We start from the raw sequence: 13,739 nt of genomic DNA on the forward strand, positions 1-13,739 counted from the left end.
ACATTAAAAAATGATTATTATTGCGCCAGAATAATATGAGAATAAAATATCTTTCGGTGATATGTTTATGATTATAATGAAGATTTTATCGCCATTTTAATGACGGCGTTAGTTTTTACAGGTAAGGTCGGATTGTTTGTTGGTTTTTGTTTATAAGGTAAATTTTCTGTAAACGGTTACAGTTTGTGTAACCTAAGGTGACAGGAAAAGCATAAAAAAATCGACAATTGCTGCTGGCAATTGCCGATTTTTGGTGTCACGCGGGATAGATCAATTACACAACTGGATGGCTTGTTTGGCTCTGCTGCTCCAGGTTTTGCAGGCAAAGTAAATGTGCAGGATATAAGCATCACCCGCTAAGGTTTAGGCTTGGCCGCGCACCGCAGCTGTGTAGAATGCTTGCACTCTGTTGACCAAGGCTAGCCCTATGATTACTGAACACCTCTCTGCGCCCGATGCTGCTGTCGGGCGCAAACTTATCCCCACTAATATCATCACCGGCTTTTTAGGTGTGGGTAAAACCACGGCAATTACCCATCTGCTCAGCACTAAACCGGTCGATGAAGTCTGGTCGGTGCTGGTTAATGAATTTGGTGAAATTGGTATCGATGGCGCACTGCTAAAAAATACCAATGCCCATGTGCGCGAAGTGCCTGGCGGTTGTATTTGCTGTGTGGCGGGGCTGCCAATGAAAATTGCGTTGAATATGCTGATCGCCAAAACTAAACCCGACCGCATCATTATTGAACCTACTGGCCTCGGTCATCCGGAAGAAATTATCAACACCCTGACCGGTGAATATTACGATACGGTGTTGGACCTGCGCGCCACCTTGACGCTGGTTGATCCGCGCAAGCTTGACGATAAACGCTACGCTGAAAATGCCAATTTCAAAGATCAAATTGCGGTGGCCGATGTGTTGGTCGCCAATAAAATCGATTTGTGTTCGCAGGATGATCGCGCGAATTTTGATGCCCTGGTAGCGCAATTTAATCCACCCAAACAGGCCGCGTTTAGTGTGCAGCAGGGGCAACTTGAGCTGGCTTGGCTGGATTATCCGCGCACCGCACACACCCTTAATAACCCCCAGCTCCATGCCGTGCAGCGCAACAATCGCCTGCAGCCCCAGCGCGAACTCTACAATGCCGCGATTCAATTGCCCGAGGGGCAGGATTACTTGCGCCGCGAAAATCAGGGGCAGGGTTTCTATTCCTGTGGCTGGATGTTCCAGCCCACAATCCGGTTTGATTTCAACCAGCTGTTTGGCTGGATGACCGGGTTAAACATGGTGCGCGCCAAAGCGGTGATGAATACTGACCAAGGTGTGTATATGTTTAATGCGGAAAATGGCGTGCTCAGTGTTAAGCCACTGATGCTGGAGAGCGAACCGGATGCGGAACCCTCCCGTGAACCAGAGCTGCTCGATAGCCGTATTGAATTAATCGATGACGCCGCGCTGGCGATTGATTCGCTGGAAGTTGAGTTATTCCGCTGCCGCTTGCCAATCTCACCCGAATGAAGTGTTCTGGCGCACTAACGAGACTATTAGAGCCAAATGTAGGCAGGAAATCTCACCAACTTAACGGTATTGAGCTAAGGTTAAGGGTAGAGTTCTCACCGGAAACTCACCAAAACAAAACCTTTCAGGGGTCAAAAAAATGATGTTATTGCTTTCGTTGCTGGCGATATGGGTGCTGATCGCCGTATTAACCTATCATCAAGTAGCGTTGATTGTTTCGTCCTGTCTTGTGATTATCGCTTGGCTGGGGCTGGGTTTACTGGTCACTCCGTATTTGTTATCGCCCTGGTTGGTCGTGCCTTTTGTGGCTGTACTTGTGGTGTTGAATGTCGGCACGGTACGCCGCGCCCTGCTCACCAAACCCGTGTTTGCCATGTTAAAAAAATCCATGCCGCCGATTAGCTCAACCGAGCGCGATGCATTGGAGGCTGGCACCACCTGGTGGGAAAAGGACTTGTTTAGCGGCAATCCTGATTGGAATGAGTTTGCCCAAATCAGCTTGCCGCAACTGACGGCGGAAGAGCAGTCTTTTTTGGACAACGAAGTCAACGAGCTGTGTGAGTTATTGGATGAGTGGGATATCCAAAACAATCGTAAAGACCTATCGCCTGAAGCTTGGCAATATCTTAAAGATAAAAACTTCTTTGGTTTGATCATCCCCAAAGAATACGGCGGGCGCGATTTTAGCCCCTACGCGCAAAGCCGCATTATGAGCAAAATCGCCAGCCGCTCGGGCACTGCAGCGGTGACCGCCATGGTGCCTAACTCCCTCGGCCCAGGTGAACTGCTGGTGAAATACGGCACCGAAGAACAGCGCCAGCGCTGGCTGCCGGGGTTGGCTAATGGCACGGAGATTCCCTGTTTCGGGTTAACTGGGCCAGAAGCTGGCTCAGATGCAGGCTCGATTCCCGACACCGGCATAGTTTGTAAGGGCATGCACGATGGCCAAGAAGTAATCGGCTTGAAGCTCACCTTTAGCAAACGCTGGATCACCCTTGCGCCAGTGGCAACAGTGGTGGGCTTGGCGTTCAAAGTCTACGACCCTGAAGGCCTGCTTGGCGATCCCAATAAAAAAGAATACGGCATTACTTGCGCGTTGATTCCGGCCAAACATCCCGGTGTCGAGATCGGCAAACGTCACAACCCAGGTTCGCCATTTATGAATGGGCCGATTTACGGCACCGATGTGTTTATTCCCGCAGATTGGATTATTGGCGGTGCTGCCATGGCCGGTAAGGGCTGGCGCATGCTGATTGAATGCCTTGGCGCTGGTCGCGGCGTGTCCTTGCCCGCGTTGTCTACTGCCAGCGGTGAGATGAATTACCGCATGGTGGGTGCTTACGCCAAAATTCGCCGTCAATTCAACATGGAAATTGGTAAGTTTGAAGGGGTGCAGGAGGCAACAGCCGAGATCGCGGCGAGTGGTTACGCGCTTGAAGCTATGCGGCAATTTGTGACTAAAGGTCTGGAAACCGGCGCGCCATCGGTGATGACGGCAATGGCGAAATACCACGCCACTGAACTGATGCGTAAATCCGTTGAACACTCAATGGATGTTGTGGGTGGCCGCGCCATTCAAAAAGGTCCGCGCAACTTTCTGGTTGCATCCTATCATTCGGTGCCGGTAGCCATTACCGTAGAGGGCGCCAATATCCTCACTCGCTCGCTGATGATTTTTGGGCAGGGGGCAATGCGTTGTCATCCATTCCTGTTTGAAGAAATGCTCACCATGCAGCTAGAGGATTCTGCTGCAGGATTGAAAAAATTCGATCAGCTTTTTTCGCGGCATTTGGGGCATATTTTCAGCAATTTGTTGCGCACCAAATTATTAGGCTTTACCGGTGGTCGGATGAGCAATGTACCGGCTAATGCAGATAGCTTTAGTAGACGCTGGTATCAACGTATTAATTTGTTGAGTGCGGCACTTGCATCAATGTCGGATATTGCCTTAGGTGTTTTGGGCGGCAATTTAAAACGTCGTGAGTTATTGTCGGCGCGTTTGGGTGATGTGCACAGTCAATTATTTATTGCCAGTTCAATTTTGAAGTTTCACTCAGCGCATCAGCGTTCACGTGCGGAAGATGCACACGCAGAATATGCGCTCACCCGCTCGCTGTTTATTGCGCAAGAAGCGCTGCGTGATTTTGCCGATAACTTCCCGCTTAAATGGCTCGCTAAAATGATCCGTTTTATCGCTATGCCTCTAGGCAATGTGGTTAACAAACCCAATGATGATTTAATCCGTGAATTGGGTGATTTGATAATGGAAGAAAATCCGGTGCGCCAGATGCTCGGCCAGTATCTCTATGTTAGCCATAATCCTGAAGATGCATTTGGCCGTGTGGAAAGTACTTATCAACTACTGTTGGCCTTGGGGCCTGTGTGGAATGCATTTATCAAAGCGAAAAATAGCGGAAAAATTTCGGGTGAAAATACCGAGGCGCTGGCTAAAGATGCGGCAGAGAAAAATATTATTCAGCCGCACGATGTTGCAAAAGTAGTGGAATACGATGCTCGTCGCTTCGATTGTTTGATAACGGATTCGTTTGATAAGTTGTAATCACCAAGCCTGAACCTTAAAAAACCCGCTGCGGCGGGTTTTTTTATTGGGCTTATCTTAGTAAGTCTGTTCGGGACTTTATTGTTCGGAATGGAATCGTCATCCCCGCTTGCTGTCATAGGTCTAAATTAAAAACCGGACTCCCGCAAGCGGGAGTGACGAAGAGAGATATAATTTAACGGGAGTATTTAAGTCGTAATGGATATGAACGGCGCAATACAATCACAAAAGCAATTCATCATCCGCTATCACACAACAATTTCTTCCCTGAGCTTTAGCTTCATAAAGTGCTTTATCAGCGCGCTTGAAGGTGGTTGCAAAATCCTCATCGCCCAGTTTATCGCTAACGCCAAAACTGGCAGTAACGGCAAGTGGGTTGTCTGGCTCAAACACTGTGTCGTGGATCATCAGGCGAATTTTTTCGGCCAGTGCGATGGCAAATTCTTTGCGCGTATTGGGCATAATGACGAGGAACTCTTCGCCACCCCAGCGCCCGAGAAAATCTTGTTTGCGTATTCCTTTGCTGATAATCGCTGATATGTTTTGCAATACCCGGTCGCCAGTGTCGTGGCCACGCCGGTCGTTGATGCGTTTAAAGTGGTCTATATCCACAATCATCAATGCAAAATCGGGTGAGTTTTTATCCTCATTTTTTCCTTTATTGAAACTCATCAGAGTTGCGATAATTTGGTCTATGCCAAAACGATTGTAAGCTTGAGTGAGAGGGTCAACCGTAGACAGACGGCGAAATTTATCTGTCTCTAATTGTAACTGGGCGTTGTTGTCGCTGAGTTGGTTGATGATTTGCACATCGTGTTTGGTCTGTTGGTGTAGTTGCACCAAGCGCACAATGGCGTATGAAAATATGCCTAACATCCAGCAGGCGAGAATAAACAGATACCAATGCTCCTCGCTGATCCACTCACCTACAAATTCAATTTTTTCGATTTGCATATCGTGGAAGCCCGGTTGTTGGCCTTCTAAAAAATCGATTCCCACAGAGACGCTTTGAGTAAATTCCGGGCGCGATAAATTGCGCGGAATGTTGTATTGCCCGAGCCACCAGTCAGCGACAAAAAATTCATCCAGATTGAGTTGTATTTTCTGATTTAAGTCTTTGGTGTGCAGTGTTACAGCATGGAATTTAGTGCTGTTTGCGTCATCCGGGTTGGAGTACGCCGGGTTGTAGTTGCGCATGTACATCCGTAGCTTGTTGGCGCTACCCGTATAATTTAGCTTCAGGTTGATGTGTTTATACCCAGACAAATCCTCAGCGCCAGCTTTCTCAAGGGTGCCAAACAAAAAGTTAAAGCTACAGGCAAAGTATTCACTTTTATCATCTTCAGGGTAGACGCAGCGCCATAGATTTTGCTCTTGGTCCAACCAAAAGGCTGCAGGAGTGCCATCGGCCTGATTGGATGCATAAAAATAGGAAATAAAATTAGCATTGGGCCAAGCCAGCAGGCGTTTTTTTGGGAAATACTGCGGTGCAAAAACGGCCAGTAAGGTCGCTAAAATTGCCAATAACAGTATTGAGTTAAAACTCTTTTCATTCATAGGGGGGAGTAACATCCGTACTGGCAAAAACTCCCTTAAGTATTGGCTATATCGCCGAAATTACCATATTTAGCCGCCAGTTAATTGCGTTGGGCTAGGTTTTTGAAAAATCTGGTTGCTGCGATTAATCCAAATCTGCCCCAAATCGCCGCAATCACCAACCACAGCAGTGACAGCGAATAAGATTCGCGAAAAAATTTGCGATAAAACCGCGTCATGCCTTTGTGTTTATGCCACTCCACAAACAGCGGGCGGCTTTTGCTGCACACACCCTGTGCATGGGTGATGGGTGCAGCGGGCACAAACAGAATTTCCCAACCGGCGCGCACAAACCGCATACACCAATCCAGATCTTCGCAGTGCAGAAAATACTCATCGTCCCACAGGCCAACTTGAGTCACTGCTTCGGGCTTCACCAGCATGCAGGCGCCGGAGATGGCCTCTACACTGACCGGCACATCCGGCAATGGCTGTTGGTGCAAATTAAAATCCACTAATAATGTTGGCCAGCGCTTGGCAAAACGTCGCAAGCCAAAAGCGCTTACCAATGTTCGGCTCGGCGTGGGCGTTAAACGGCGCCCGCCGGCCTGCTCGCTGCCATCGAGGTTGAGCAATAAGCCACCCACCATGCCGGCTTTTGGGTTGGCGGTGAGTACGCGATACAGCTCCGCTACACTGCCAGCGGCACACAGGCAATCGGGATTGAGAAAAAACCAGTAGGGATGCTGCGCCGCACGCGCACCTATATTGCAGGCAGCAGCGAAGCCCAGATTAGTGTCATTGCGGATAATGCGCAGGCGCCCATCGCCCGAAAACTGTGTTTCCACCAGCGCGATGCTGTTATCGCGCGAGGCGTTATCCACCAAAATCACTTCGCCCACTTGGTCGATAACCGATTGAATGCAGCTCACCAGGCCTGCTCCGGCGTTGTAATTGACAATAATGGTGGATATTTTCACTGGCCGAATGCGCTTGTCCATGGTAGGGGGTAGTCGTTGGGTGAAGTAGTAATGCTATGGTAGGCATGCGAGAATGCGCGCCTATCATCTCTTTGGTGCTAAGTGACTAAGTTGACTTTGTTTGCTCTGTGTCGGTAGCGTTGAGAGTTGTGCTCATCGCGATGTATATGGGGTGTGAATTTTCATAATTTTAGTCATGTCACTTGTTGGTTTGAGCATAACAAAATTTTAGTGAGTTTTCTGTGGATCTTAAATCGCCATTAATAACTGAATTGCTTCAGCGTAGTTTGATTACCCCTGTCGATGTTGATCGCATTACACCTGTCTTAGGTGGTGCGAAGGTTCGAGTAGATAGTGTGCTGCTGCGTTTAGGTGCTATTTCAGAAGATAAGCTTTTGCCAGTACTTGCAGATGTTTATGATTTTACTCTGCTAACCCAAGAGCAGCTGCCTCAAGATCCATATACTTATATCGCAACTATTGAGAAAACTGGGATACCAAAAAACTGGTGGCTTGCGCAGGAGGTCTTGGCTTGGGAGGAGTCTGAAGGGAAGTATCGCTGCCTTATTCGTGACCCTTTTAATATTGCTTCATTTGAAGTTATTGAGCGCGCATTGCCGGATGTGGAGATAGAGCAGTGCATTGTTAAAAACTATGACTTTGAAAGAGCGTTTGAGGCCGTAGCGCAAATACACAACAGTAATATGAGCAACATATATGCAGATAAGCATTTGCGTGAATTGGCTGAGGCTGCGCCTGTTGTGGAGTTTGTGCAAAGCATTATGAGCCAAGGCTATGAGCAACGAGCCTCTGATATACATATTGAGCCATCTGAGCTGAATTTCGCAATTCGCTACCGTATAGATGGTGTTCTGCACTCCAAATTTGTTTTGCCTAGTGAGAGATACCCCGCAATTGTTTCGAGAATTAAACTTATTTCAGGGATGGATATTTCTGAGCGTCGATTGCCGCAAGATGGCCGTTTTAGTATCCGTCTTGGTGGCGATGAAGTGGATGTTCGTGTATCGAGTGCTCCAGGGGTGCATGGAGAGTCGGTTGTCATGCGTCTACTTGCTAAAACGCGACAGTCCTTTGACTTGCAATATCTTGGTTTGGAAGCCGATCATGAAGCGGAACTAAAAAAATGGTTACATCAGCCGCATGGGATTATTTTGGTCACTGGCCCTACTGGTTCAGGTAAATCAACCACGCTTTATTCAGCTTTGAATTATATTGATAAGGAGGAGAATAAAGTCATAACAGTAGAGGATCCAGTTGAGTATCAGCTAAAAGGTGTAACTCAAATTCAGGCTCATAGTGAAATCGGCTATACCTTTGCGCATGCCTTGAGGTCCATTTTGCGGCAGGATCCGGACATCATCATGCTGGGGGAGGTTCGCGATACGGAAACGGCAGAAATTGCGATTCAGGCGGCCTTGACTGGCCATCTGGTTTTGTCGACATTGCATACTAATGATGCGATTAGCGCGTTCAATCGCTTAATTGATATGGGTATAGAGCCATTTTTGGTTGCAACGCCTATGCATGCCGTCATGGCGCAACGGCTATTGCGCCGCTTGTGTGATGTATGTAAAGAGCCTGCAGATACTAGCGGCTTGGCAGCAGAGGTAATTATGCCCAAAGGGTATGAAGTATCCTCCGGGACTTGGATGAAACCAGTAGGATGCAATAAGTGCCAACACACTGGGTATTCTGGGCGAGTGGGCATCTACGAGCTTGTTCCTGTCGATCAAACTTTGCAAAAAATGATAGTTAACCGCAGTAGTAATGCGGAGATGAAAGAGTATGTAAACTCAATGAATCATCGTACTTTACGTGGCGATGGTCTAATAAAAGCTTGGCGTGGTGTTACGAGTCTCGAAGAAGTTATCAGGGTTACAGCGGTCTGATTATGCGTTATGAATATAAGGCTTTAAACGCGGAGGGCGGCATTATTCACAGTATTGTGGATGCCCCAAGCCAGTTGGATGCACTCAATCAGCTTCAAAGACAAGGGCTAAAGCCGCTTGCTCTGGAGGAGGTGATTCCCCGTGCTAACTCTAAATCCCGCTATAAGCGTATCAGAGAAAGTGACCTAGTAATCTACATGCATCAACTGGCAACTTTGTTAGAGTCTGATGTGTCTTTGCGGGAGTCAGTTCAATCATTAGCTGAGTCTGAAGGGCATCCAGCAATTGCGGAAAAATTTTCCCGGGTCTTGGATGCTATTACGCGCGGTGATTCATTTCTGAACGCAGTGGTAGAGGCCGAGATGGATCTTCCTCGATATTTTCCCCCCTTAATTGAAGCTGGTGAGATGGCTGGCAATATGGCTCAGGCTATGCGTAATGGAGTGGAGCAATGGGAGTATGAATTGCAGGTTTCCAGAGAGCTTAAAAGTGCGCTCACATATCCGGCAATTTTGATAATGACGGGGGTAGGCGCAATCGTTACGATTTTTATCATGGTTGTGCCAAAGTTCGTAAATCTATTGGATAAAGCCGATGCTAACCTTCCTTTTTTGGCATTCATGGTGCTTGGTGCAGGAAGATTATTTAATGATTATTGGTATCTCTGTTTGTTGTTACTAATTATTGCCGTAGCATTTGGGGTATCTTTTTTTTCTAGCGAACTAAAGCGTCAGCAGTTATATGATTTTCTTGGCCGAATACCCATCGTAGGTGACTGGTTGCTAGAGGTAAATATAGCAAGATGGGGTGCTCTGCTTGCCACTCTGCTCGACAATAGAGTTTCACTTATCAAGTCTTTGGATATGGCGGCTAAAGGTGTTCATCTGTCGCGTGTGAAAGCGCGTCTTGTGCATGTGACCCAATTGGTTCAGGGCGGAAGTCCGTTGGCTGCTGCATTAAAGGATACCCATGCCATTACAACTACAGGGTACAATTTAATTAGCGCAGGAGAACGGGCAGGGCAGCTGCCTAAAATGCTTCATTCATTGGCAAAAGTATATTCCGAAAGTAGTAAAACAAAAATGAAGCGTGTGTTGTCTTTGGTGGAGCCTATTGCCATCCTATTTATCGGTTTGGTAGCAGGAACAATTATGATGGGGATTATTCTTGCCATCACCAGTGTAAACGATATCGCAATTTAAGCATTTGTAACGTGAGGCTATATTTAATGAAGCACAGTAAATCCAAAGGTTTTACATTACTGGAGATGTTAGTTGTTTTGGTAATTCTTGGATTGTTGATGGGGCTTGTCGGCCCGCGTATGTTCGGTAAAGTGGACTCATCAAAAGTGAAGACGGCACAAACCCAAATCAAAATGATCCGTGGTGCGCTGGAGACCTATCGTCTAGATATGGGCAGTTTTCCTGATGATAAAATTGCGCTTAAGTATTTGTATGCCAAACCAACGGAAGCAAGTTTGGCAAGTCGTTGGCAGGGGCCATATTTAGATGACGAGGTTCCACTTGACCCTTGGGGAAATAGTTACCTCTTTAGCACCCGTGGTCGTGAAGGGCAGCCGTTCGCACTCTATTCCTTAGGAGCGGATGGTCAGGTCGGTGGTGAGGGTGTGAATGAGGATATTGGGTATCTTCCTGCTCAATAAGCCAGAGCAGTAATCAGAATTATGAAATCACCAGTTTTTTACGCCAAGGGGTTTACTCTTTTGGAGCTAATGGTTGTATTGGTTCTAATGGGGCTTGTGGCTGGTGTGGTACTGCCCAGAATGAGTAAATTGTACGACCGCACGCAAGCAGCGTTTGAGTTGGAGGATGTAAGGCTTAGCTTGGCGCGGATTCCTTTGCAAGCATTCAGTTCGAATATCAGATATGAGTTGATCTCACTTCCTTCCAATGTAAATCAATCGTTGTTTATTTCTATTCCCGATGGGTGGGTTGTCCAAGCAGATGCCCCCATTGTTTATCAGCCTAATGGCATATGTTTAGGTGGTAACTTGGTCGCTTCTTATGGAGAAGTGAGTTACAAGTTTGTGCTTCTCCCTCCGAACTGTGTTCCCAAACTTTAGGACTCTCTATGCGGTTGCGCCACCGAGGCTTTAGTTTGTTGGAGGCCATAGTAGCCATAGTGTTGCTATCGACAACAGGAATTGCATTGTATAGCTGGATGAACAGTTCATTAATGTCGGTGAACCGGGTTCACGATGTTATGGTGCAGCAGCAGATCGTGCGAGAAACTCTGCCCTACATTGAAACTATTAATCCAATGCTTGTAAGTAGTGGCCGAAATCGCTTGGGGCAATACGAAATAAAATGGGATTCACAATTACTCGAAAACATTAGGGATGGCGTTGAATATCCAGATGGGGTAAGTGTCTACCAGCTGGGGTTATATAAAGTACAAGTGCAAGTTTTTCGTGGCGAAGACGTGTTTTCATATAGCGTGCGACAAGTTGGATTTAAAAAAGTAAGAGAGTTTCCGGAGACTTAATGATGGCTAGAGCTCCGCGTGAACAAGGTTTTACTCTGATAGAAATAATAGTAGTGATTGTTTTATTCAGCCTTATAACCACTCTATCTATTCAAGGGATTGGCTACGTGCTGGGGCAGCGAGCGCGCATGGCGCAATTTCAGCAAGAGATGGTAAATACCACTTTGCACCATCAGTGGTTCGTGGAATCTGTTGCAAGTTTAGCAGTCCCTCCTGAGGATAACGACTACCGTTTTATTGGTAGTGCCCGAGAGTTCAAAGGCTTTAGTTTGTCACCTTTGATAAGCCCAGATCGACCAGGGGTCTATATATCATGGCGGATTTTAACTGAGCGAGGTTTGCAATCATTGGCTTACTATCAATTTGACTCAATAGCTAACACAGGAACCTCCGTTGAGAGTATTCCCATTGTTAATGAAATAGTAGGTGAGGCTTACTTTAAGTATTTGGATGAGGCGGGTGATTTGCATTCAGAATGGCCCCCTCATAATCGTGCCATAAATACGAACAAAATTAATACCCTGCCAGAGGCCATTTTCTTATATATGGGAAGGGCGGGAGAAATAAGTTGGCTGGCTCGCTTGGGTAATGCAAAAAATGTCAAAACAACTGAGCGGTTTATTGAATGAAACGAAGTAGTGGGTTTGTGCTGGCCACGGTATTGGTTGTTCTGGCGGTGATAGCCGTAGGGGCTACCTTTATTGCGTTGTGGGTACAGAATTTACGAGCAAGCGCGCAGCTGATTCAGGCTCAAACTCAAGGTAGTCTGGATGTTCAATCCACCAAAGCAACCCTCTTGTATCTAGTAGCTACTCAAGGGATGACATATGGTGGTTTACGATCAGATGGCTCGTCCGGTATATCGGCAAACCCTGATGAGATGGGTTCTTTGCAGCTTGCCCCTATAGGCAATGAAATTAAATTAGATGACTCCCCCTACAAGGGGATCGGTAGTGCAGTATTTTCGATTCAGGACGAGGGCGGATTGTTCAATGTGAACTATTTTTCCTCATCTGGCATGCGTAGGTTTTTAAACTATTTTGGTGTTGCCACACCTCAAGCGACTTCAATGGCAGACAAGCTGCTGGACTTTACGGACTCAGATAATATCAGTCGCCTTCACGGTGCTGAACGAGGACTATATGCGCAAAAGGGCCTGGGGGGGCCTGCAAACCGTCCTTTGGCTACGCCCCTAGAAGCTCGGCGTGTGATGGAATGGACGGATGTTAAACAGCTATGGCGCCGGAGTTTATTTCAGCGTTACACCACGACTCAGGCGCGCGGGTATCCCAATGTGAACACAGCTCCTTTAGGCGTGCTTATGTCAATCGATGGGATAAGTGAAAAGGCGGCTGGACTTTTATTGGCAGCACGAAAGGAGCGTGTAATTACGTTGGCTGAGCAGGTTGGTCAAATTGCTGGTGAGGGTTTTGGTATACCTTTGGATAATGTAAATCGCTTCAGCTCTCGTTATTTAAGAGTATCGATTTGGTATCAAGATTGGGGAGCCGTAAAGCAAATACATTTAGAATTGACGCCCAAATCACCTATGAATTTAAAACCTTGGTTAATCGCCTATGAAAACAAAGTCCAAGCTTGGCCTGAACTTATTAACCTGGCTCCAGGGGCGCTGGAAGGCTCTCTCGCTAAAGCGTTACTATCTACAGACTGATAAACAAATATTTTTACCTGCAGAGGTCGGTTCTGGTTCCGTTTCGGGTAGTCCGGTATGGGTTCTTGCTCGCAGCCTATGCAGCTATCGTCATTTTGCATTAGAGGGAATACCACTAAATGACTGGATGGGTGCGTTACATCTAAGTATTACTCAGTGGTCGCCTTATACGAAAACCGGCCGTTATATAGTTTTTGGTCCCACTGGGGCGATGGTTTGGATATGGGATCAAGAAAACATAGAATCGTGTTTGGCTGCGCAGTCGCTGCCACCTGAGACCGTTATTGTTCCAGAGCCCCTTTTCTATCCTGCCCTTGGTGACGGTGCACGTTTACTGAAAACAAAAGCAGAATTTGATGTACAAATATGGGTGAATGGGGAGCTTCTTGAGTCAATTGGTTTAACATCACTACCTACTAGGCGCCAAATTTCTATCTTACAGGCTAGTTTTCCAATGCTCGATATGACGGGCTTGGATACGCAAATCGAGACCTCTTTTACAGAAGAGGTGTGGGGGAAAAACCGCGCTCACAAAGAGATAAAACTGAGCCAACAAGCTTGGGCTGGAATTATTGCTGTGACTGCTGTGTATTTCATTGCACTTTCATGGCAATTGCTCAATATTGCAATGGTGATGTTTGCAACCAGCAGCATTAAAACCGAAGTTGCGAACTATGAGTCTCAAATAAGTGAGGTGATCGAGGCTCGCGAGGCAGCTTATAAAGATGTGGCTATAGCAAACGCACTGAATGCCCGTCTCAATGCGATTCCTCAGACACAAGTACTTGCAGGGGTTTTGGATAAAATCCCGCGAAATGGAACGGTATTGGAGCGATGGTCCTATCAGGATGGCGACTTGAATATAACGTTAAAAGGTACCTCTTTTGACCCTCGCTACTATGTCCAAGCATTTGAGTCCATCCCCTATATTTCATCTGTATCGACTCAGGCTGATCAAGCCAGAGGCCATCTCACTATAAAAGCTAAGGTGGTGGCTGAGGAAGAAATGGAGTTTTCTGATATGAAACCATAGCCAGTGCGTATATTATCGCCACCT

Annotated in this window: 12 protein-coding genes; 10 read left to right on the top strand and 2 right to left on the bottom strand. The window is 46.8% G+C overall.

The genetic code is table 11. From position 1 onward, the window contains the following. The first annotated feature begins 427 nt into the window (after positions 1-427). Together AC2CG4_RS14485 and AC2CG4_RS14490 are read left to right on the top strand one after the other, a co-directional pair. Positions 428-1,519 carry a CobW family GTP-binding protein gene (locus AC2CG4_RS14485; RefSeq protein WP_484486941.1) on the top strand — a complete coding sequence of 364 codons (1,092 nt, stop codon included), beginning with the start codon at positions 428-430 and terminating at the stop codon, positions 1,517-1,519. A 139-nt stretch (positions 1,520-1,658) separates the two neighbouring features. Continuing rightward, positions 1,659-4,079: an acyl-CoA dehydrogenase gene (locus AC2CG4_RS14490; RefSeq protein WP_484486942.1), complete on the top strand. Its 2,421-nt coding sequence runs from the start codon at positions 1,659-1,661 to the stop codon at positions 4,077-4,079. A gap of 222 nt (positions 4,080-4,301) precedes the next feature. Here the strand turns inward: AC2CG4_RS14490 and AC2CG4_RS14495 are convergent, their stop codons facing one another. Both AC2CG4_RS14495 and AC2CG4_RS14500 read right to left on the bottom strand, forming a co-directional pair. Then, positions 4,302-5,636: a GGDEF domain-containing protein gene (locus AC2CG4_RS14495; RefSeq protein ID WP_484486943.1), complete on the bottom strand. Its 1,335-nt coding sequence runs from the start codon at positions 5,634-5,636 to the stop codon at positions 4,302-4,304. An 80-nt stretch (positions 5,637-5,716) separates the two neighbouring features. Next, positions 5,717-6,616 carry a glycosyltransferase family 2 protein gene (locus AC2CG4_RS14500; protein ID WP_484486944.1) on the bottom strand — a complete coding sequence of 300 codons (900 nt, stop codon included), beginning with the start codon at positions 6,614-6,616 and terminating at the stop codon, positions 5,717-5,719. 221 nt (positions 6,617-6,837) lie between these two features. On the opposite strand from AC2CG4_RS14500, the gene AC2CG4_RS14505 reads away from it, so the two are divergent. From AC2CG4_RS14505 to AC2CG4_RS14540, 8 genes are read left to right on the top strand one after another with little or no spacing between them, the layout of a single operon-like run. Continuing rightward, the gene (locus tag AC2CG4_RS14505) at positions 6,838-8,505 is read left to right on the top strand and encodes a GspE/PulE family protein (RefSeq protein ID WP_484486945.1); all 1,668 of its coding nucleotides are present in this window, start codon (positions 6,838-6,840) and stop codon (positions 8,503-8,505) included. A 2-nt stretch (positions 8,506-8,507) separates the two neighbouring features. After that, positions 8,508-9,707 (top strand): type II secretion system F family protein, encoded by a 1,200-nt coding sequence (locus AC2CG4_RS14510; protein ID WP_484486946.1) that lies wholly within the window; start codon positions 8,508-8,510, stop codon positions 9,705-9,707. A 26-nt stretch (positions 9,708-9,733) separates the two neighbouring features. Further along, positions 9,734-10,168 carry a type II secretion system major pseudopilin GspG gene (gspG, locus tag AC2CG4_RS14515; protein ID WP_484486947.1) on the top strand — a complete coding sequence of 145 codons (435 nt, stop codon included), beginning with the start codon at positions 9,734-9,736 and terminating at the stop codon, positions 10,166-10,168. A gap of 21 nt (positions 10,169-10,189) precedes the next feature. Continuing rightward, entirely contained in the window at positions 10,190-10,588 is a 399-nt protein-coding gene (locus AC2CG4_RS14520) for a prepilin-type N-terminal cleavage/methylation domain-containing protein (protein ID WP_484486948.1), read from the top strand. Between the two features lie 8 nt (positions 10,589-10,596). After that, positions 10,597-11,010: a PulJ/GspJ family protein gene (locus AC2CG4_RS14525; protein WP_484486949.1), complete on the top strand. Its 414-nt coding sequence runs from the start codon at positions 10,597-10,599 to the stop codon at positions 11,008-11,010. Then, entirely contained in the window at positions 11,010-11,639 is a 630-nt protein-coding gene (locus tag AC2CG4_RS14530) for a PulJ/GspJ family protein (protein ID WP_484486950.1), read from the top strand. Before AC2CG4_RS14525 ends, AC2CG4_RS14530 begins: the two co-directional genes overlap by 1 nt. Then, positions 11,636-12,682 carry a hypothetical protein gene (locus AC2CG4_RS14535; protein ID WP_484486951.1) on the top strand — a complete coding sequence of 349 codons (1,047 nt, stop codon included), beginning with the start codon at positions 11,636-11,638 and terminating at the stop codon, positions 12,680-12,682. Before AC2CG4_RS14530 ends, AC2CG4_RS14535 begins: the two co-directional genes overlap by 4 nt. Beyond that, entirely contained in the window at positions 12,588-13,715 is a 1,128-nt protein-coding gene (locus tag AC2CG4_RS14540) for a hypothetical protein (RefSeq protein ID WP_484486952.1), read from the top strand. Before AC2CG4_RS14535 ends, AC2CG4_RS14540 begins: the two co-directional genes overlap by 95 nt. The last annotated feature ends 24 nt before the right edge of the window (positions 13,716-13,739 follow it).

This window comes from Cellvibrio sp. ATLC23 (genome assembly GCF_057196725.1).